This window comes from Streptomyces sp. NPDC048002, from assembly GCF_040653275.1.
Classification (GTDB): Bacteria; Actinomycetota; Actinomycetes; order Streptomycetales; family Streptomycetaceae; genus Streptomyces.
The window spans coordinates 388,806-408,221 of the sequence record NZ_JBEZNL010000001.1; the positions used below are offsets into that span (position 1 = coordinate 388,806).

Genomic DNA, 19,416 nt, shown 5'->3' on the forward strand with positions numbered 1-19,416 from the left:
TACTACCGCGAAACCACGAAACACCAGGTCACAGCCACAACCTAGAGTCTCGATCAACCCCGGAACAGTTCACATTCCCCTCTGGTCGGAGGGCGGGCCATGAGGACGCTCATCCCCAGTGTTCCTCCTGGTAACGCAGGAGGTCATCGCCGTGGAGCTGCTTGGTGGCGTTGCCGACCCGGACCCAGAAGTCGGTGGCGCCGTTGCCGCCCTTGGCGGGCTTGGCGAACACCGGCCTACCGGCCGCGGCAACGCTGATCTGGCAGACGACGTTGCCGGAAATCTCGGGGAAGCGTACGCGGACGGTGGTCGCTGTCGGGGTCGACAGGCTGCTGTCGAGGAGTTGGCGTACGAAGAGCTCGTACCCGTCGACATCGGCCTGCGACTCCAGAGTAGTGAGGTCGTTCTCGATGCCGAGGACAGTCCCGTCGTCGGCGACGCCGACAAACAGGTTTCCGCCCTCGCCGTTCAGGAAGCCGCAGACGGCCTTGACGATGTTGTGCCGCAGGGACTTGTCGGCCTGCCGGGTGTGCACGTTCCAGCGGGCGCTGGCCTTGAACTCGGTGCCCTGGGACTCGCCGGCAGCGATCATGTCCGCCGGGGTGGTCGGGACGTACGAGGGGCGTTCCCCCGTAAGGGTTTCGAACGCTTCCCGCACGACCTTGGCGATCAGCTGGCGCCGCCGTTCCAGGAAGGTGAAATAGTCGAGCTGTTCCCAGCCGACCGGGAGCGCGTGCCACCGTACCTGCCGCTCGAGCACCTTCGGGTCCATCGCGTCCGTGATTCTCGGCCAGTAGTCATGTGGTGCGTCGGTGTTGGACAGCTCATCTGCCGGCCACGTCACGTAGGCCATGTTGGCGATGGCATTGACTTGGCGCCGGTCGGTGATACCCAACCGGGCGAGCGCCTTGCGGTGGAACAGGTTGTCCCGGTCGACAGCCTTGGCGGGTTTGACTGAGGGGTCCAGCAGATCACGGATTCGTTGGTCGCCGAGGAGCATTTCGGCGTCGAGGATGTTGAGCGCCGCCTGGTAGGCGAACAGCACCGGTGAACGCGACGAGGAGGTGTCCAATCGGTTCGGCAGGGAGATGTCCCAGTAGTCGCCGGTGAAGTTCGCTGCGATGATCCGGTCGAGTTCCGCGGTGAAGGCTCGGCCGTCACCTGGCGGCAGACTGCCGATGCGTCCCAGATCGAACTCCATCTGTGACTCGGGCGAGTTGGAGTACCGGCCGGTGGTGTGCGCCATGAAGAACCACCGTCCGATCACGGGGCGGAGTTCATCGGCCGTCAGCCCGAAGTCGTGGCGTCCGATCAGCCAGATCGTGTAGCTGTACAGCAGGGCGTTGTCGGAGGTGATCATCTTGCGGCTGCGGAAGCCGGCCGCCGTGACGCACTGGAAGAACTGATGCCAGCTGGTCAGGTCCAGGACCTTCGTGTGTGCTTGGGCGAGCCGGTCGAACTGCTCCTGCCGCCGAGCGGCGGTGACCTTGCCGGTTTCGAGGTCCTTTCCTCGCAGGACACTATAGACGTGCTGCAGCCGGGCGCGCCGGAAGGCGACAGCGACGGCTACGCGCAGCAGTTGGTCCGGGCTGGGATCCAGGAAGGCGTTCCGAGGGCTCGGACCGGGGAGTCCTGCGATCACCGCGCTGCGGCTGAAGTCTTCGAGCTGGCGGCGCCCCTTCTCCCAATGCACTGACATCAGGGTGAGGATGAAGTCTGACTGGTTGAGCTTCACGCCTTCGGAGTTGATGCGCACGAAGATGTCGGCGACCTGCTCCTCGTTGGCCGAAGCGCCCAGCTCCACCACCTGGAAGCGGAACTCGTGCAGGTCCCGGACCCTGTCAATGCGTTCTTCGAGCTCGTCCTTGGCAGCGTCCGACAAAGGCTGTCCGCCGACCTGTTCGAGCCGTTGAAAGAACTGCCGGACGGTGGGCTTGTAACCGCCGTGGGCCCAGAGCGCGGTGATGTCCGGAATGAAGTGGGCGTCACGCTCGATCGCCGCGTCCGTGACCTCGAAAGTCTGGTCCTCCGGGCGGAACGCGATGCGAACGTTGATCTCGTCGAAAGACTTGGTGACGATCTTGCGCCCGGTGAGGACGGCGAACAGGGCGGTGAGCCGCTGCTGCCCGTCGACGACCAACAGTTGGGGTGCTCGATCGCTGGCTTGCGTCCCGATCTGCCGCGTCCCCACCTCAGCGCCGGTCTCCCAGAACATCAGGGTGCCGATCGGGTAGCCCCGATACATCGAGTCGAAGAGATCGCGGGTCTTCGCCGCCGACCAGACGAACGGGCGTTGGATGTCGGGGAGTCCGATACGGCCGCCTTCGATGTTCTCGATCAGGTGCCGGAGCGTGTAACCAGTGTCGCGATACAAGGTGGGTGACACAGCCGAGGGCTCCTAACGTCCGAGGGCAACTGGCCGGCGGAAGCGGTCAGAGCGTGGGAACACCATCAGGTTTCTACCACGCGGACAGGCCGCAACGCAGGACCAACGGCCCTCGCCACAAGGAGGATTGCACGGCAGCGGGACCCAACTAGGTCCTGCCTGAGATCGCGATCACTGAAGGCTGCACATCCAGATCACTGCTCCTCGCAGACGGAGGCCGGCGAGGTAGTTCTGGGGTGTCTTGTGGTGGCGGGTCACGATGCCGCGCCACGCTTTGAGCTTGTTGGTTAGGCGCTCGACAGTGTTGGGATCTTTGTTGGGCGCGGCGTTGTGGCTGACCGGGCGACCGCCGGCACTCTCCTTCTTCTTGGGGCTGGTGGCCTGGTCAGCCTGCTCCGGGATCACCGTCTTGATGTTCCGTCTGCGCAGGTGAGCGCGATTGGCGCGGGAGGACTACGCCCTGTCGCCGGCAACCGCGTCGGGCCTGGCGCGTGGGCAGCCGACCGGACCTCAGACCTTGACTTTGTCTAGGACCGGGATGAACCGGGGGCTGTCGTTCGGCCTGTCCCTCGGTCAGGACGAAGGAGGCGTCGTGGCGGAACCGTCCCGATGCCCCAGGACAGAGGCCGCCTGCACCTGGTCAGACCCCGCCGCGCCGATCTCCGGCCCCACGATTCATGGCTACTCTCGCGGCTACTTACGTAGCCGAGCGGTCCGGTTTGAACCGGTGCGGAACGGGGTGTGAGCGAGCCCCTGATCCGGCAAAGGAAGGCCTTTGACCAGCGCTTTCGCTGGTCAGGGACCCTTGGTGGCAGACGAGTCGGGCTGTACGCCGGGTTCTGTTCCCGGGGTTCCTCGCGGAACTCCGGGCGACGGCCATCCATCTAGGGCCGGTGTTGCCACCGGCCTCGTGCGGTCTACCCGCGGACTCGGGCGGGCAGCCCTCGAACGTCCGCGCAGGAGCGCCGGGGCGCTCCCTCTTGACCTTGCTCCGGGTGGGGTTTACCTAGCTGCCCAGGTCACCCTGGGCACTGGTGGTCTCTTACACCACCGTTTCACCCTTACCGAGGGCCGAAGTCCCCGGCGGTCTGCTTTCTGTGGCACTGTCCCGCGAGTCGCCTCGGGTGGCCGTTAGCCACCACCCTGCCCTGTGGAGCCCGGACGTTCCTCGGGAAGCCCCTGTGAGGGGACTCCACGCGGCCGCCCGCCCGGCTCGTCTGCCGTGTCGACCATGGTACCGGGCCCCGGGTCACAGGAAGTCCGCCGTCTCCAGGTCGAAGGCGAAGGGGGCGGGGAGGGGCACCGGCTTGCCGAAGGGCAGGGTGAGCAGTTGCCGGTAGTCGTCGCCCTCCGGGGAGGAGAAGAGGGTGACCGCGGCCGCATCCCGGTCGACCAGGAGGTAGAGCGGGATGCCGCCCCTGGCGTACGCGCGGCGCTTGGCCTCCTCCCGGTCGGGACTGGGACTGGGACTGGGCCAGGTGGAAGTGACCTCCAGCACCATGGCGACGCCGGCGCTGGGCATCCAGCGGTCCGCTCCCCTGTAGAGCTCCAGTTGTGCGGGCGCGAATGCACCGTCCGGGATCACACGGTCCCCGGGGAAGCCCTCCGCCTTTCCCAGCTTCAGTCCCTTGTTGCCGGAGAAGTCCATGTCCGTTCCGGACTTCTTGATCACTTGTCGCGCGATCCGGCTGATGCAGTGCTCGTGGTCCCCGTCCGGCGGCGACGTCACAATGATCTCCCCCTCGATCAGCTCCGCCCGGAAACCGTCCGGGACATCCAGGGCCAGGAACCCGCCGAGCAGGATCTCTGCGTGACTGAGGGACTCGTGGGACATGGCGGTCATGCGTGTCGCCCCCTCCAGTGAAGTACTCGGTCGTCGCTCGTCAGACTCGACCACCGGGGTGACCCATGTGCGTGAGATCGGGAGTTCGTCCCCCGATCGTGGACCCCGGGGCTGCCCCGCCCCTAAGCCGGCGCGAACCGCACTCGGGCCGCCGCCACGTCCACCTGGGTGAGGCGGGCCCGGATTCGCTCCCCCAGCGGGAGTGGGCCGGGGCTTTCGATGCGGCCGATCACCGCCGGGGTCTCCAGCTGGACCGTGCCGATGCCGGGCTCGTGGTCGTCCACGTCGACCACGCAGCCGTCGAAGACCTCGCCGAGGCGGTCCTTCAGCAGGGCCGCCTCCACCAGGTCGACGCACGCCCGTTCCACCGCGCCCGCCCTCCGGGAGCCCTCCGCCATCTCCTTCGGGAGGGATTCCAGGGCGGCGAGGACCCAGTCGGAGACGGGACCGTCCGCGACCGCGGCCAGGCACAGTTCCGTGGCGAAGCGGTCGGCGAGGCGGCGCAGGGGTGCCGTGCAGTGGGTGTACGGGGCGGCGACCGCCGAGTGGGTCACGATCTCCGGGAGCACGCCGTCGCGGAAGACCGTGTAGCCCGCGCCGCGCAGGAGGGTCGTGCACTCCTGGAGGAACGCGGCGTGGTGCGGGAGCGCGGGGTCGAGGGAGCGGACGAGGGCCGCGTACGAGACGTGGTGCGGCCAGTCGATGTGGAGGGCGGTCGCGGTGCGGCGCAGTCGGCCGACGGCCCCGTCGGGGGCCGCCGGGAGCGTGCGCAGCACTCCCGTGCCGTACGCGAGCATCAGGTCCGCCGCCGCGATTCCGGTGAGGAGGGAGATCTGGGCGTTCCAGGCCTCGGTGGGGAGGGGGGCCCGGTAGTGCAGTTCGTAGGTGCCGTCGCGCTCGGTGATCTCCTGTTCGGGGACGTTCAGGGAGATGCCGCCCCGGTCGATCTCCAGGGCCTCCCGGAGCAGTCCGATCTCCTTGAGCAGGGCCAGCGGCTCCTCCGCCGTGCCGCTGTCGATCTCCCTCTGTACGCCCGCGTAGTCGAGCTTGGCCCGGCTGCGGACCAGGGCGCGGCGGACGTCCACGGCGAGGGGGCTGCCGTCGGCGTCGAGGTCGACGGTCCACAGGGCGGCGGGGCGGGTCTGGCCCGGGAGGAGGCTCGCGGCGCCCTCGCTGAGGAGGGCGGGGTGGAGGGGGATCCGGGTGTCGGGGAAGTAGAGGGTCGTGACGCGCCGGTGGGCCTCGGTGTCGAGCGGTGATCCGGGGCTCACGAAGGCCGCCACGTCGGCGATGGCGTACCGGACGCGGTAGCCGTCGCCCTGGCGGGAGAGGTGCATCGCCTGGTCGAGGTCGGTGGAGGTGGCCGGGTCCAGGGTGAAGAGGGGGAGGTCGGTGGCGTCCGTCAGCGGCAGCAGGGGGTCGCGGGCCGCTCGTTCGGCCTCGGCCAGCACCTGCGGCGGGAAGGTCCCGGGGATGTCGAGTTCGGCGCGCAACGCGGTGAGGGCCGCCCGGAGGGGCGCTTCGGGGGTGCCGGTCACGCGGATGTGGCGGCGGGGCATACAGCGAGCGTAGGTCGGGGGCCGCCGGGCGGCACGCCGTACGCTGTGGCCGAGCTCTACAGAAGGAGATCCACCCGTGCTTGTCCTGCTGCCGCCCTCCGAGGGCAAGGCATCCTCCGGCCGTGGCGCCCCGCTCAAGCCGGAGTCGCTGTCGCTGCCGGGGCTCACCGAGGCCCGTAAGGCCGTCCTCGACGAACTCGTCGAGCTGTGCGCGGGGGACGAGGAGAAGGCGCGCGAGGTCCTCGGGCTGAGCGAGGGGCTGCGGGGCGAGGTCGCCAAGAACGTGGAGCTGCGGACGGCGGGCGCCCGGCCCGCCGGGGAGATCTACACCGGTGTGCTCTACGACGCTCTCGGCCTCGCCTCCCTCGACGCTCCGGCGAAGAAGCGGGCGGCCCGGTCGCTGCTGGTGTTCTCCGGGCTGTGGGGCGCGGTCCGTGTCACCGACCGGATCCCCTCCTACCGCTGCTCGATGGGCGTGAGGCTGCCGGGGCTCGGCGCGCTCGGTACCCACTGGCGTACGGCGATGGGTACGGTACTGCCCGAGGCCGCCGGGGACGGTCTGGTGCTGGATCTGCGGTCGTCGGCGTACGCGGCGGCCTGGAAGCCGAAGGGCGAGGTCGCGGGGCGCACGGCGAGCGTGCGGGTGCTGCACGCGCCGACCCGGAAGGTCGTCAGCCACTTCAACAAGGCGACGAAGGGGCGGATCGTACGGAGTCTGCTCGCGGGCGGGGTGCGGCCGGCGGGGCCGGCGGAGCTGGTGGAGGCGCTGCGGGACCTGGGGTACGAGGTGGAGGCGGAGGCGCCGAAGAAGGCGGGGACCGCCTGGTCGCTGGATGTGCTGGTGGACGAGATTCACTGACCCCGCGCCGGAGACGAAAGGGCGTTGCGCATGTTGCAACGCCCTTTGCGCATGTTGGTGCGCGGCGGCAGGATGTCGCCATGACCTCCGTGCTTGATCTCGCCCCCGTCGTTCCCGTCGTCGTGATCGAGGACGCGGCCGATGCCGTGCCGCTCGCCCGTGCGCTGGTCGCCGGGGGGCTGCCCGCGATCGAGGTGACCCTGCGTACTCCGTGCGCGCTGGAGGCGATACGGGCCGTGGCGGGCGAGGTGCCGGGTGCCGTGGTCGGGGCGGGGACCGTCATCACGCCGGAGCAGGTGGACGCGGCCGTCGGGGCCGGGGCGCGCTTTCTCGTCAGCCCGGGGTGGACGGACTCCCTGCTCGCGGCGATGCGGGCGTCCGGGGTGCCGTTCCTGCCGGGGGTGTCGACGACCTCGGAGGTCGTGGCGCTGCTGGAGCGGGGGGTGCGGGAGATGAAGTTCTTCCCGGCCGAGGCGGCGGGCGGGACGGCGTATCTGAGGTCGCTGTCCGGGCCGTTGCCGCAGGCCCGGTTCTGTCCGACCGGGGGCATCGGTCCCGACTCCGCGCCGGACTATCTGGCGCTGCCCAACGTCGGTTGCGTCGGCGGCAGTTGGATGCTTCCCGCGGACGCGGTCGCCGCCCGGGACTGGGCCCGCGTCGAGTCGCTGGCGCGGGCGGCGGCCGGACTCAGCGCAGGTGCGAGGTGTCGTTGAAGAGCCGCACGCTCGCGTTGCCGTCGGCGTAGTACGCCACCGCCGACAGTGAGGCCGCGGAGAGTTCCATGCGGAACAGGGACTCGGGCGGCGCGCCCAGGGCGAGCCGGATCAGGGTCTTGATCGGGGTGACGTGGCTGACCAGGAGGACCGTACGGCCCGCGTAGGCGGCCACCAGCTTGTCGCGGGTGGCGGCGATCCGGGTGGCGGTCTCGGCGAAGCTCTCGCCGCCGCCGGTGGGGCGGGCCTCGGGGTCGGCGAGCCAGGCGTTCAGGTCGTCGGGGTAACGGTCGCGGACCTCGCCGAAGGTCAGGCCCTCCCAGGCCCCGAAGTCGGTCTCCCGCAGGCCCTCCTCGACGGCCACCTCAAGGCCGAGGAGTCGGGCGACGGCGCCGGCGGTCTCCCGGGTACGGGCGAGGGGCGAGGCCACGACGGCCTGGATCGTGCCGCGCCTCGCCAGCGCGGCGGCGACGCGCTCGGCCTGGTCCCGGCCGATCTCGGACAGCACGGGATCGCTGCCGCCGCTGCCGGAGAACCGCTTCTGCGGGGTGAGCGCGGTCTCCCCGTGCCGCAACAGCACGAAGGTCGCGGGCGCCCCCATGTCGGCAGGCGCCCACCCGGGAGCGGCAACGACCTTGGCGGCCCGGATGTCGGCCTCGGCGGCCCGTGCGTCGGCGCCGCCACGATCGCCGGTCCCGGCAGTGGTGCCGGTCCCGGCAGTGGTGCCGGCCCCGGCAGTGGTGCCGGCCGCTGCGCGTGTACCGGCCTCGGTACGGGTGCCGGCCTCGGCGTCCTCAGCGACCCCGGCGCGGGTGCCCGCCTCGGCGTCCTCAGCGACCCCGGCGCGGGTGCCCGCCTCGGCGCCCGCAGGGATCCCGGCAGCGGCGCCGGTCCCGGCGCGCGCACCGGCGTAGGCACGAATACCGGCCCCGGCAGGGGCAGCCGCCTCAGCACGGATGCCGGTCGCGGCACCAGTGCCCGCGCGCGCCGCCTCGGCTCCGGCCCGGGTGCCGGTCTCAGCCCGCACCCCGGCACCGGCACCGGCACCGGTCTCAGCCCCGGCCCCAAGACTGCTGCCGCCCCCGGCGCCGACGTCAGCGGATGCCCCGTCGGCTCCCGTACCCCCGGTACCCGAAGAAGAGGCCCCCGAAGAAGAGGCATCCTGCGTAGTCGAGGTGCCCTCGTCCATCGCCTCGTTCGCCAGTCGGTCCGCGTGTTTGTTCTGCTCGCGGGGGATCCACTCGTACGTCACCCGCTCCGGTGGAAACACCCGTGACGCCTCCATGGCCAGCGGCTTCATGTCGGGGTGCTTGATCTTCCAGCGGCCCGACATCTGCTCCACGACGAGCTTGGAGTCCATCCGAACATGGACCGACGCGGTCGGATCGAGGTCGAACGACGCTCGCAGCCCGGCGATCAGCCCCCGGTACTCGGCCACGTTGTTGGTGACCACGCCCAGGAACTCGGCGCGCTCGGCGAGCGTCTCGCCCGTCGTCGCGTCGCTGACGACCGCGCCGTAGCCCGCGGGCCCCGGGTTGCCCCGCGACCCGCCGTCCGCCTCGACGATGAACTCCCGCACGCCCCAAGCTCCTCAGAAACCGGCCGACACCGAGAAGGCCTACAGACCCGACTCCGCCGTACGCACCAGGATGCGGCGGCAGTTCTCGCAGCGCACCACGGTGTCCGGCGCCGCCGAGCGGACCTCGGCCAGCTCGGTGATGGCCAGCTCCTGGCGGCAGCCCTGGCAGGTACGCGCGTACAGCTTCGCCGCGCCGATCCCGCCGCCCTGCTCGCGCAGCTTGTCGTAGAGCTTCAGCAGGTCCGCCGGGACGGAGGCCGCGACGACCTCGCGCTCCTTCGTCACGGACGCCACCTCGCCGTCGATCTCCTCGAACGCGGCGTCGCGGCGGGCGCTCGCGTCGTCGGCCTTGCCCTGCACCGAACCCACCCGCTCGGTCAGCTCGGCGACCCGCTCCTGCGCGGACTCGCGGCGCTCCATGACCTCCAGGACCACGTCCTCCAGGTCGCCCTGCCGCTTGGCGAGGGAGGTGATCTCCCGCTGGAGGTTCTCCAGGTCCTTGGGCGAGGAGATGGCGCCGGAGTCCAGGCGCTGCTGGTCGCGGGCGGCGCGCTGGCGGACCTGGTCGACGTCCTGCTCGGCCTTGGTCTGCTCGCGGGCGGTGTCGCTCTCCTCGGTCTGCGCGGCCACGAGCAGGTCGCGCAGCTGGGTGAGGTCCTTGGTCAGCGACTCGATCTCGGCGTGCTCGGGCAGCGAGCGGCGCTTGTGCGCGAGCTGCTGGAGGCGGACGTCGAGGGCCTGGACGTCGAGAAGGCGGATCTGGTCGGCGGGCGCGGCGTTCAGTTGGGGGCTCCAGGTGAAGGGGAGTGACTGGTCCAGGGGTCGGTGACCGTCTTCGAGACGTGGACGCGCAGGTCCCAGCCGTGACGGTCGGAGATCTCGTCGAGCTGGGCGGCGGCCAGCTCGCACCAGGGCCACTCGGTGGCCCAGTGCGCCGCGTCGAGCAGCGCGAGGGGGCTCTGGGCGACGGCTTCGGACGCCGGGTGGTGGCGCAGGTCCGCGGTGAGGAAGGCGTCCACACCGGCGGCGCGCACGACGTCGAAGAGGCTGTCGCCGGAGCCGCCGCTCACGGCGATCGTGCGGACGGTCGCCTCGGGGTCGCCGGCGACGCGGATGCCCTGCGCGGTGGCGGGCAGCCGCTTCGCGGCGTGGGCGGCCAGCTCGCGCACGGTCAGCGGGTGGTCCAGCTCGCAGACGCGGCCGAGGCCGCGGCGGCCGGTGGGGTCGGTGGGGTCCGGCACGAGGGGCCGTACGACCCGCAGGTCCAGCGCGCCGGCGAGCGCGTCGCTGACGCCCGGGTCGGCGGTGTCCGCGTTGGTGTGGGCGACGTGCAGCGCGATGTCGTTCTTGATCAGCGTGTGCACGGCCCGGCCCTTGAAGTGGGAGGCCGCCACCGTGGTCGTACCGCGCAGGTAGAGCGGGTGGTGGGTGACGAGCAGGTCGGCGCCGAGCGCCACCGCCTCGTCGACGATCTCCCGCACCGGGTCGACGGCGAACAGGACCCGGGTGACCTCCTGGTCGGGGTCGCCCACGACGGTGCCGACCGCGTCCCAGGACTCGGCCCGCTCGGCGGGCCACAGGTTCTCCAGCGCGGCGATGACTTCAGACAGACGGGGCACGGGGAAAAGGCTACCTGCCTGCTCTGTGCCGCAGAACCGTCGCGGGGTCCGTCGCCGGTCACGGTTCCCGCACAGCACAGGCGCCCCCGTTCCCTCAGGCGAATCGTTTCTTGGCCACCCTTATGTGTGAAGCGGAAGCCTGCCGGTCCCCCGTCTGTGCGTGCGAAAACTAGCTTCGTCGCCGGAGGTGACCAGACGATGACGGCCTGTGCCATCGAACCCGCGGTTCCGGAGTCCGGGACCCCTCGGGCGGAGTGCGCGATCACCGCGGACGGCGCCTACGGCGCCCGGCTCGCGCTGGACGGCGAGAGCTGGTTCCCGGAGCGCTGGACGCTGGACGGGCCCGAGCCGTACGCGGTGCCGCTGCCCGCCAACCAGCCGGAGGAGCCCGGCACCGAGGTGCAGCCGATGGGCGACGGGCGGGTCCTGATCCGGCGGCCGACCGACGGACGGCATGTGTTCAGCCTGCTCTACCCGACCGGGCCGGGCACAGGTGAGCTGCTGATCGGCGCGGTCGAGTGCCCGGACGACGGCACCCGGCTGCGGCTGCTGCCCCCGGCTCCGTGCGGGCGCCGCGCGTACGCCCTGGCGGTGGGCCGGCACACCAGTGACATCTGGCTGGTGGCGGGCGGCGCGTTCGGGCCGGAGCACGTGGCCGAGCTGCCGGGGCGCTGCTCGGGCGGGGTGTGGCTGGACCGGGCGGGGCGGATGCTGGCCCTGGACCGGGAGGTCGGCGGGCGGACCAAGGCGATCGTGGTGGACCTGGAGCGCGGCGGCGAGGTGTCGCCGCTGCTCCAGATCGCGGCGGACAGCGACGACCGGCTGCTGCTCGCCGACCCGGACAGCGGGCTGCTGCTGATCGGCTCGGACGCGCCGGATCCGGGGCAGGGTCCCCGACTGGGCTGGGGGGTGCTGGGCAGCACGCTTCCGGTGCGGTTCCCGGAGTGCCTGCGGGTGCCGGACTGCTCGGTGACCCCGTTCGCCATCCAGCCGGGGCAGGTGCTGACACCGGAGAGCTGCGGGGTGGCCCTGCATATGGGCGGCTCGTCGGGGAACTGGGTCGGGGTGTGGCGGCCCGCGGAGAAGCAGATGCGTCATCTTCCGGCGCCCGACGGGTGGTTGACGGGCGCCGGGCTGTGGACGCGGGAGGGGGAACTGCTGCTGCCGTACGCCACGGGCGAGGTGCCGTGCGGCGTGGAGCGGGTCCTGCCCGCCTGGACTCCCACTGGGGAGGGGGAGGACGCTTCGGGGGATCCGGCCCTCGGCGGTGCGCAGGCACCGACGGCGGACCCGGATCCCCCGGAGCCCGTCGCGGCCCGGCCGGTCCCCCTGCAACAGGCACCGCTCGCGCGTCTCGCCGCGAAGTGACGCGCCGGCGCGCACCGGCAACCTGCCGCGAGCCGTCGTCCCGTTGCCCCCTCGTCCCGTTGCCCCCTTGTCCCCTTGTCCCCTTGTCCCCTTGCCCCCTTGTCCCCTTGCCCCCTTGTCCCCTTGTCACGATTTCATCTCTTGTAACGAAGTAGCGGCGGTTGGCGTGTGCGGCTGGATCGGGCCCGAGGGCCGCCGGGTAAGCTCGCCCGGTTGTCCGAAAGATATTGTCTACGGGGTGAATTTCTTCCGATGAGCAACGCCACTACGGCCCAGCCGTCTGCCGAGATCCAGGAGAACGCTGGTCACGGCAGGCACCGTGGTCCGGTCTCGTCCCAGGAAGGCGAGGCGGCCCCGCAGGGCCGTCACCGCAAGCCGGTGGAGCAGACCGGGACGGCGGCCTGAACCGACGAAAAGGGCCCCCGCGCACCGAGGTGCGCGGGGGCCTTCTTCGTGTCGGCGGGCCCGCTACGAACGCTTCAGCCCGAGCACTTCCGCCGCCGCGAACGTCTCCCCGGGCGGCCGGTCCGCGTAGTGCGCGGTGAGGACGGCGTCCAGCTCCTCGTGGCTGAAGGTGTCCTGCTTGCTGTCGAACTGGGCGCACACGCGCGGCCGTTCGACGATCGCTACCATCCCGCCGTGGACGACGAGTAGTTGCCCGTTGATCCGGGCGGCGGCGGGCGAGGCCAAGTAGCCGACGAGCGGGGCGACATGCTCGGGGGCAAGTGGGTCGAGGCCCGGCGAGAGGGCGAGGCCGGCCGAGGGCGCGAGGCCGTCGGCACTGGAGGGCGGCTGGAAGACGTCCTCGGTCATCCGGGTGCGGGCGCGCGGGCAGATGGCGTTGGCGGTCACGCCGTACTTGGCGAGCGCGAGGGCCGTGGACGTGGTCAGGCCGACGATCCCGCCTTTGGCGGCCGCGTAGTTGGGCTGTCCGGCGGACCCGGCGAGGAACGCCTCCGAGGAGGTGTTCACGATCCGCCCGTACACCGGCCGCCCCTCCGCCTTGGACCGCTCCCGCCAGTGCGCGGCCGCGAACCGGGTGGTGTTGAAGTGGCCCTTGAGGTGGACGCGGATCACCGAGTCCCACTCGTCCTCGGTCATGGAGAAGACCATGCGGTCGCGCAGGATGCCCGCGTTGTTGACCAGGATGTCGAGACGCCCGAACTCGCGGACCGCCAGCCCGATCAGGGCGGCGGCCTGCTGGAAGTCGGCGACGTCCCCGGCGTGGGCGAGCGCCCGGCCGCCCGCGTCGCGGATCTCGGCGGCCGTCTCCTCGGCGGGACCGGAGGAGGCGGCGCCGGAGCCGTCCCGGCCGGGCTGTCCGAAGTCGTTGACGACGACGGCCGCGCCGAGCCGGGCCAGTTCCAGCGCCTCGGCGCGGCCCAGGCCCCGGCCCGCGCCGGTGACGACGGCGGTGAGCCCGTCCAGGGGCGCGGCCGTCACAGCTCGACGCAGGTGCGCAGGGAGCTGCCGGTGCGCATCTGGTCCAGCGCCTCGTTGATCTCCGCGAGGGGCACCCGGTGGGTGATCAGTCCGGCCAGGTCGACCCGGCCCGCCCGCCACAGGGCGATGGTCCGCTCGTAGGAGCGCAGGACGTCCCCGCCGCCGTACATGGAGGGCAGGATGCGCTTCTCGTCGAAGAACAGCTCGAACATGTTGAGTTGGAGCATGTCGTCCATGGCGCCCGCGCCGACGATGACGAGGGTGCCGCCGCGCCGGGTGTGGTCGTAGGCGGTGCGGGCGGTGGCGGACTTGCCGACGACCTCGAAGACGTAGTCGAAGCCCTCTCCGGCGGTGATCCGCTGTTTGGCGTCGGGGAGTTCCTCGGGTGCCACGGCCTGGGTGGCGCCGAACCTCAGCGCGGCCTCGCGGCGGCCCTCGACCGGGTCGACGGCGACGATCTCGGCGGCGCCCTGGAGCCGGGCGCCCTGGATCGCGGAGATGCCGACGCCGCCGCAGCCGATGACGGCGACCGACGAACCCGCCTCCACCTGGGCGGTGTTGATGGCGGCACCGAGGCCCGTGGTGACTCCGCAGCCGATGAGCGCGGCTATGTCGAAGGGCACGTCGTCGGGGACCGGTACCGCGCAGCCCGCGTCGACGACGACCTCCTCCGCGAAGGTGCCGGTGCCGGCGAAGCCGAAGACATCGCCGCCGGGGCGCTTGAAGTTGGGGGTGCCGGCGTTCATGAACCCGGCCAGGCACAGCTCGGTCTGGCCGCGCCGGCAGGCGGGACAGGCGCCGCAGGCGGGCAGCCAGCACACCACGACCCGGTCGCCGGGCTTCAAGTGGCCGACGCCCTCGCCGACTTCGAGGATCTCCCCCGCTCCCTCGTGGCCGGGCACGAAGGGCACCGGTTGGGGCAGTACGCCGTTCATCGCGGACAGGTCGGAGTGGCACAGGCCGGTGGCCCGCACCCGGATCCGGACCCGGCCGGGACCGAAGCCCACCGCCTCGATGTCGTCGAGGACCTCCAGTTTGTCCTGGCCGGTCTCGTGCAGTACGGCTGCGCGCATGGTGCGGCTCCCCTCGGCGATGGGCTGGGCTCGGGCTCAGGTGTGCTGGACGACGGTGTCGGCGAGGGCGGGCGCGTCGTCCCGGTCGACGGCGGTGACGGTGACCCGGACGGAGTCGCCCAGGTCCCACATCCGGATGCGCAGGGTCTCGCCCGGGTAGACGACCCCGGCGAACCGGGTGGAGTACGCGCGGACCCGGCCGGTCTCGCCGCCGAGCAGGGTGTCGACGACGGCCTTGAGGGTGACGCCGTAGGTGCACAGCCCGTGCAGGATGGGCCGTTCGAACCCGGCGCGCGCGGCGAACTCGGGGTCGGCGTGCAGCGGGTTCCAGTCGCCGGAGAGACGGTAGAGGAGCGCCTGGTCCTCGCGCAGGGTCCGCTCGACGGTCTTGTCGGGCTCACCGGTGGGCGGTTCCAGGCGGGCGGACGGGCCGCGGTCGCCGCCCCAGCCGCCCTCTCCGCGCACGAAGATCTGGGAGTCGTTGGTCCACAGCGGGCCGTCCCCGTCCTCGACCTCGGTGCGCAGGACGAGGACGGCGGCCTTGCCCTTGTCGTACAGGGCGGCCAGGCGTGAGGTGGTGGTCGCGGTGCCCTCGGCGGGGATGGGGCGGTGCAGCCGCAGGCTCTGGCCGCCGTGCAGCACGCGGGCCAGTTCGACCTCGATACCGGGCAGCGACAGGCCGCTGATCACGCCGGGCGCGCCGGCTCCGGCGACGGTGGCGAAGCTGGGCAGCACCTGCAACCGGGACTCCAGGGTGTAGCGCAGCTCGCCGGGGTCGGTGGCGGGGATGCCGGCGCCGATGCCCAGGTGGTAGAGCTGCACGTCCTTGGTGGTCCAGGTGATCTCCCCGGTCCGGGGTTCGGCGGCCAGCGCCTTCGCTGCGTCGATGGGCATGGGACTCCTGACGGGTCTGAGACCTCGGCGCGGTCGTCCGCACCGTCGGCCGCACCGAGGTCGCGCATGGGCGGACCTAGAACGCGTTCCAGTCCGGCGCCCTCGTTATAGCCGAGCGCCCCGAAGTTGTGAAGACTCCTGACGCAGCGTCAGCTGTTCCGGGTCCGGTGACATTTGTACCGGGAGAGTCCGTACGGCAGGCCCTGCCGCGACGGCATGACCGCTTCCTACGCTGAGTGCTCCACCAGGCGAACGGGGGTTGCCGGATGACGACGTACGAACACTGCTCGGCGGACGCGGGCGAGGGCGCGGGCGGGTGCGGGTGCCGGACGGCCGGGAAGGCCGAGGGAGCCGGGAAGGCCGAGGGAGCCGGGAGCGCCCCGAACCACCCACCCACCCGGCTGACCCTCCTGCCATGGCTACTGCTGGGCATGGGCGCCTTCTCCAACCTCTTCCAGGGCGAGGCGTCCAACCCCTGGATCGGCGGCCTGGGCCTGCTGGCCTTCAACTCCCTCTACATCTACGTGACCTTCCGCTCCTTCGGCCGGGAGACCCGCGAGGCGCTCTCCACCCGGGTCGCGCTCGCCCTGCTCGCCGCGGTGACCTGCGCCCTGGGCCTCGGCTACGGCGGCACCTGGCTGCTGTTCTTCCCGCTGCTCGGGCTGGCCACGGGTGCGGCGGTACGGATGCCCCGGCTGCGTACGGCGGGGGCCGCGGTGACCGCGCTGGCCGCGGTGGTCTGTGTCCTGCGCGACGGCTGGGGCGGCCTGGGCACCGTCTACGCGACGGCGATCTCCGCCCTCGTGACGGCGGCGATCCTCTCCCTGTCCGACGCGGTACGCGAACTCGGCGCCGCCCGCGAGGAACTGGCCCGGCGCGCGGTCGAGGAGGAACGGCTGCGCTTCTCCCGCGACCTGCACGACCTGCTCGGCCACACCCTCTCGGTGATCGTGGTCAAGTCGGAGGCGGCCCGCCGACTGGCCCCGCGCGACGTCGATGCGGCCGTCCTCCAGATCACCGACATCGAGTCGGTGGGCCGCCAGGCCCTCACGGAGATCCGTGAGGCGGTCACCGGCTACCGCGCGGGCGGCCTCGCCACCGAACTGGACCGTGCGCGCTCGGCGCTGACGGCGGCGGGGATCGCGGTGACGGTGGACCGTCCGGCCCTCCCCCTGCCGCCCCGCACCGAGTCCCTGCTCGGCTGGGTCGTCCGTGAGGCGACGACCAACGTCATCCGCCACAGCAGCGCCCGCCACTGCGCGATCACCGTCTCGCGGGACTCCGAGGCGGGGGCGGTGCGGCTGCGGGTGTCGGACGACGGTCGCGGGAGGGTGCGGGGAAGGCCGGGCGCGGAGGCCGATGTGCCCCGTGGGGGCACCGGGCTGCTGGGTCTGAGTGAACGCCTCTCGACCGCGGGCGGGGTGTTGGAGTCCAGGACCGACGACGAGGGGGGATTCCTGCTGCTCGCCGAACTGCCAACCCCGGAGCCGGAGTTGGCTTCAACCACACCCGGTCTCCCCCCTTCCCCCACCCGCCACCTGCAAGAACCCCGCTCCGACACCGCGCCGACCGGACCGTCCCGTCCTACGCTGGGCCCGTGAACGAGATGCCCCGGGACCACCGTCCCGCGAAGTCGGTCAGGGTGCTGCTCGCCGAGGACCAGGGGATGATGCGCGGCGCGCTGGCGCTGCTGCTGGGGATGGAGCGGGACCTGGAGGTGGTGGCACAGGTCGGCTCGGGCGACGCCATCGTGGACTCGGCCGTCCTCCACCGGCCCGACGTGGCCCTCCTCGACATCGAACTGCCCGTCCGCAGCGGCCTGGACGCCGCGGCCGACCTGCGCGACCAGGTGCCCGACTGCCGGGTGCTGATCCTCACCACGTTCGGCCGGCCCGGCTATCTGCGCCGGGCCATGGAGGCGGGCGCCGTGGGCTTCCTGGTGAAGGACGGCCCGGTGGAGGAGCTGGCCGGGGCGATCCGCCGGGTCCTGACCGGCGAGACGGTGATCGACCCGGCGCTGGCGGCGGCCGCCCTGAGCGCCGGCCCCAATCCGCTCACCTCCCGCGAGTGCGAGGTGCTGCGCGCCTCGACCGACGGCGCGACCGTCGCGGACGTCGCGGCGAGCCTCCACCTCTCCGAGTCGACGGTCCGCAACTACCTCTCGGCGGCCATCGGCAAGACGGGCACCCGCAACCGGACGGAGGCCCTGCGGGCGGCCCGCCGGCAGGGGTGGGTGTAGCCCGGACCGTTGCCTCAAGAGAAGGTCAAGATTTCGTTAGGTTGCCAAAGCATCGGAATAGTTGCTCGGGCGCACCGAGTTCAAGCTACACATGACACGCCCTTCGCCCGAGCCGCCCACTGCCGGAACGGCCCGCGGAACCGTCGTACCCGTTCTCGCCTTCGCGGGCATCGTGGTCGCGGTGATGCAGACCCTGCTCGTCCCGGTCATCAAGGACCTGCCGCAGCTGCTGGACACCTCCCCCTCCAACGCCACCTGGGTCCTCACCTCGACCCTGCTCTCCGGCGCGGTGGCCACCCCGATCATGGGCCGGCTCGGCGACCTGTACGGCAAGCGCCGCATGCTGGTCCTCAGCCTCTCCGTGATGGTGGTCGGCGCCCTGGTCAGCGCCGTCACCAGCGCCCTGCTCCCGATGATCGTCGGCCGTACCCTCCAGGGCTTCGCGATGGGCGCGATCCCGCTCGGCATCGGCCTGATGCGCGACATGCTGCCCCGCGAGCGGCTCGGCTCGGCGATGGCCCTGATGAGTTCCTCGATCGGCGTCGGCGGCGGCCTCGCGCTGCCCGCCGCGGCCCTGGTCGCCCAGCACTCCGACTGGCACGCCCTGTTCTACGGGGCCGCCGGCCTCGGCCTGCTCGCCATCGCCCTCACCCTGCTCGCCGTACCGGAGTCCCCGATGCGCGCCGAGGGCTCCTTCGACCTGCCGGGCGCGCTCGGCCTCTCCGCCGGTCTGGTCCTCTTCCTGCTGCCGATCACCAAGGGCAGCGACTGGGGCTGGACCTCCGCCACCACGCTCGGCCTGTTCGCGGCGTCCGCCGCCGTACTGCTGCTGTGGGGCGTCTACGAGCTGCGCGTGAAAGCCCCTCTGGTCGACCTGCGCACCACGGCCCGCCCCGCCGTCCTCTTCACCAACCTCGCCTCGATCATGGTCGGCGTCTCCTTCTACGTCGTCTCCCTGGTCCTGCCCCAGCTCCTCCAGCTGCCCACCGCCACCGGCTACGGCCTCGGCCAGTCGATGGTGACGGCGGGCCTGCTGGTCGCCCCGCTGGGCCTGACGATGATGTTCACGGCCCCCGTCTACGCCCGCCTGTCGGCCCAGCACGGCCCCAAGTTCACCCTGGTCCTGGGCCTGCTGATCATCGGCGTCGGCTACGGCGCCGGCCTCGGCCTGATGAGCGCCGCATGGCAGTCACTCGTCATCGCGGTCCTGCTGGGCGCGGGCATCGGCCTCGCCTACTCCTCCCTCCCGGCGCTGATCGTCGGCGCGGTCCCGGCCTCGGAGACGGGCGCGGCCAACGGCCTGAACACCCTGATGCGGTCCATCGGCACCTCCGTCTCCAGCGCCGTCATCGGCATGGTGCTGGCCAACACGGCGAACACCGTGAACGGCGTGGAGGTCCCGTCCATGCACGGCTTCCGCGTCTCCTTCCTGATCGCGACCGGCGCGGTGGCGATCGGCCTGCTGCTGGCCCTGCTGCTGCCTAAGCCGGACCGCGCGCCGAGGCTGCGCGCGAGCAGTGAGGAGGACGCCAACCTGGCCCGCGCCGAGGAGGCCCTGAACGGCTTCCGCGGCCGGGTGCTGGACGCCGATGGCGCGCCGGTCGCCCGCGCCCGGGTCACCCTGATCGACCGCCGCGGCCGCCGGGCGGGCGCGACCCTCTCGGCGGAGGACGGCAGCTACGCCCTCGCGGTCCCCTCCCAGGGCGCCTACGTGCTGGCCGCCAAGGCCGACGGCCACGGCCCGCACGCCTCCTCGGCGACCCACGCGCGCGACGACGGCACGATCGACGTGGACCTCCCCCTGCCGCGCGGAACCGTCCCCGCCTCCTGACGCGGCCCCG

Annotated in this window: 16 protein-coding genes, 1 other RNA gene and 1 pseudogene; 7 read left to right on the forward strand and 11 right to left on the reverse strand. The window is 71.9% G+C overall.

Annotated elements, in window-relative coordinates; genetic code table 11:
• Positions 1-109: 109 nt before the first annotated feature.
• From AB0E07_RS01685 to AB0E07_RS01705, 5 genes and pseudogenes are all read right to left on the reverse strand, one after another.
• Complete coding sequence (locus tag AB0E07_RS01685; protein ID WP_362245237.1) at positions 110-2,386, reverse strand: DUF262 domain-containing protein; 2,277 nt, start codon at positions 2,384-2,386, stop codon at positions 110-112.
• Between the two features lie 171 nt (positions 2,387-2,557).
• Positions 2,558-2,972: pseudogene (locus AB0E07_RS01690) on the reverse strand (transposase); the annotation flags it as partial.
• A gap of 226 nt (positions 2,973-3,198) precedes the next feature.
• Positions 3,199-3,602: RNase P RNA component class A (gene rnpB / locus AB0E07_RS01695), an RNA gene on the reverse strand.
• Positions 3,603-3,635: 33 nt separating this feature from the next.
• Positions 3,636-4,229: a Uma2 family endonuclease gene (locus AB0E07_RS01700; RefSeq protein ID WP_362245239.1), complete on the reverse strand. Its 594-nt coding sequence runs from the start codon at positions 4,227-4,229 to the stop codon at positions 3,636-3,638.
• Between the two features lie 122 nt (positions 4,230-4,351).
• Entirely contained in the window at positions 4,352-5,788 is a 1,437-nt protein-coding gene (locus AB0E07_RS01705) for an RNB domain-containing ribonuclease (protein ID WP_362245241.1), read from the reverse strand.
• 76 nt (positions 5,789-5,864) lie between these two features.
• Between AB0E07_RS01705 and yaaA the strand changes: the two genes are divergently transcribed.
• Positions 5,865-6,647 (forward strand): peroxide stress protein YaaA, encoded by a 783-nt coding sequence (gene yaaA, locus AB0E07_RS01710; RefSeq protein ID WP_362245244.1) that lies wholly within the window; start codon positions 5,865-5,867, stop codon positions 6,645-6,647.
• Positions 6,648-6,727: 80 nt separating this feature from the next.
• A complete protein-coding gene (locus tag AB0E07_RS01715) occupies positions 6,728-7,360 on the forward strand; it encodes a bifunctional 4-hydroxy-2-oxoglutarate aldolase/2-dehydro-3-deoxy-phosphogluconate aldolase (RefSeq protein ID WP_362245246.1) in 633 nt (210 codons plus the stop codon).
• Here AB0E07_RS01715 and AB0E07_RS01720 read toward each other — a convergent pair.
• The 3 genes from AB0E07_RS01720 to AB0E07_RS01730 are packed head-to-tail and all read right to left on the reverse strand — an operon-like array spanning position 7,335 to position 10,558.
• Complete coding sequence (locus tag AB0E07_RS01720) at positions 7,335-8,939, reverse strand: bifunctional RNase H/acid phosphatase (protein ID WP_362245248.1); 1,605 nt, start codon at positions 8,937-8,939, stop codon at positions 7,335-7,337. The genes AB0E07_RS01715 and AB0E07_RS01720 overlap by 26 nt on opposite strands.
• A gap of 39 nt (positions 8,940-8,978) precedes the next feature.
• Complete coding sequence (locus tag AB0E07_RS01725) at positions 8,979-9,722, reverse strand: C4-type zinc ribbon domain-containing protein (protein WP_362245745.1); 744 nt, start codon at positions 9,720-9,722, stop codon at positions 8,979-8,981.
• On the reverse strand, positions 9,719-10,558 hold the full coding sequence (locus AB0E07_RS01730; protein ID WP_362245250.1) for a Nif3-like dinuclear metal center hexameric protein: 840 nt from the start codon (positions 10,556-10,558) through the stop codon (positions 9,719-9,721). Before AB0E07_RS01730 ends, AB0E07_RS01725 begins: the two co-directional genes overlap by 4 nt.
• A 198-nt stretch (positions 10,559-10,756) precedes the next feature.
• Here AB0E07_RS01730 and AB0E07_RS01735 point away from each other — a divergent pair, with 198 nt between their 5' ends.
• Together AB0E07_RS01735 and AB0E07_RS01740 are read left to right on the forward strand one after the other, a co-directional pair.
• Positions 10,757-11,926: a hypothetical protein gene (locus AB0E07_RS01735; protein ID WP_362245252.1), complete on the forward strand. Its 1,170-nt coding sequence runs from the start codon at positions 10,757-10,759 to the stop codon at positions 11,924-11,926.
• 252 nt (positions 11,927-12,178) lie between these two features.
• Positions 12,179-12,331: a hypothetical protein gene (locus tag AB0E07_RS01740; RefSeq protein WP_362245254.1), complete on the forward strand. Its 153-nt coding sequence runs from the start codon at positions 12,179-12,181 to the stop codon at positions 12,329-12,331.
• A gap of 63 nt (positions 12,332-12,394) precedes the next feature.
• Here the strand turns inward: AB0E07_RS01740 and AB0E07_RS01745 are convergent, their stop codons facing one another.
• The 3 genes from AB0E07_RS01745 to AB0E07_RS01755 are packed head-to-tail and all read right to left on the reverse strand — an operon-like array spanning position 12,395 to position 15,336.
• Positions 12,395-13,369, reverse strand: a complete 975-nt coding sequence (locus AB0E07_RS01745; protein ID WP_362245256.1) for a 3-oxoacyl-ACP reductase — start codon at positions 13,367-13,369, stop codon at positions 12,395-12,397.
• Entirely contained in the window at positions 13,366-14,442 is a 1,077-nt protein-coding gene (locus AB0E07_RS01750; protein WP_362245258.1) for a Zn-dependent alcohol dehydrogenase, read from the reverse strand. The genes AB0E07_RS01745 and AB0E07_RS01750 overlap by 4 nt, the downstream gene beginning before the upstream one ends.
• A 36-nt stretch (positions 14,443-14,478) precedes the next feature.
• Entirely contained in the window at positions 14,479-15,336 is an 858-nt protein-coding gene (locus tag AB0E07_RS01755; protein ID WP_362245260.1) for a MaoC/PaaZ C-terminal domain-containing protein, read from the reverse strand.
• Between the two features lie 266 nt (positions 15,337-15,602).
• Between AB0E07_RS01755 and AB0E07_RS01760 the strand changes: the two genes are divergently transcribed.
• From AB0E07_RS01760 to AB0E07_RS01770, 3 genes are all read left to right on the forward strand, one after another.
• Entirely contained in the window at positions 15,603-16,937 is a 1,335-nt protein-coding gene (locus AB0E07_RS01760) for a sensor histidine kinase (protein WP_362245262.1), read from the forward strand.
• A 5-nt stretch (positions 16,938-16,942) separates the two neighbouring features.
• Positions 16,943-17,575, forward strand: a complete 633-nt coding sequence (locus AB0E07_RS01765; RefSeq protein WP_362245747.1) for a response regulator transcription factor — start codon at positions 16,943-16,945, stop codon at positions 17,573-17,575.
• Positions 17,576-17,666: 91 nt separating this feature from the next.
• Positions 17,667-19,406: an MFS transporter gene (locus tag AB0E07_RS01770; protein ID WP_362245264.1), complete on the forward strand. Its 1,740-nt coding sequence runs from the start codon at positions 17,667-17,669 to the stop codon at positions 19,404-19,406.
• Positions 19,407-19,416 lie beyond the last annotated feature (10 nt).

What these genes read in the sequence shown, in the direction of transcription:
- AB0E07_RS01700 (WP_362245239.1), bottom strand. Translation starts at nt 4,229, where the DNA reads ATGACCGCCATGTCCCACGAGTCCCTCAGTCACGCAGAGATCCTGCTC.
- AB0E07_RS01705 (WP_362245241.1), bottom strand. Translation starts at nt 5,788, where the DNA reads ATGCCCCGCCGCCACATCCGCGTGACCGGCACCCCCGAAGCGCCCCTC.
- AB0E07_RS01715 (WP_362245246.1), top strand. Translation starts at nt 6,728, where the DNA reads ATGACCTCCGTGCTTGATCTCGCCCCCGTCGTTCCCGTCGTCGTGATC.
- AB0E07_RS01735 (WP_362245252.1), top strand. Translation starts at nt 10,757, where the DNA reads ATGACGGCCTGTGCCATCGAACCCGCGGTTCCGGAGTCCGGGACCCCT.
- AB0E07_RS01740 (WP_362245254.1), top strand. Translation starts at nt 12,179, where the DNA reads ATGAGCAACGCCACTACGGCCCAGCCGTCTGCCGAGATCCAGGAGAAC.
- AB0E07_RS01750 (WP_362245258.1), bottom strand. Translation starts at nt 14,442, where the DNA reads ATGCGCGCAGCCGTACTGCACGAGACCGGCCAGGACAAACTGGAGGTC.
- AB0E07_RS01755 (WP_362245260.1), bottom strand. Translation starts at nt 15,336, where the DNA reads ATGCCCATCGACGCAGCGAAGGCGCTGGCCGCCGAACCCCGGACCGGG.
- AB0E07_RS01760 (WP_362245262.1), top strand. Translation starts at nt 15,603, where the DNA reads ATGACGACGTACGAACACTGCTCGGCGGACGCGGGCGAGGGCGCGGGC.
- AB0E07_RS01765 (WP_362245747.1), top strand. Translation starts at nt 16,943, where the DNA reads ATGCCCCGGGACCACCGTCCCGCGAAGTCGGTCAGGGTGCTGCTCGCC.
- AB0E07_RS01770 (WP_362245264.1), top strand. Translation starts at nt 17,667, where the DNA reads ATGACACGCCCTTCGCCCGAGCCGCCCACTGCCGGAACGGCCCGCGGA.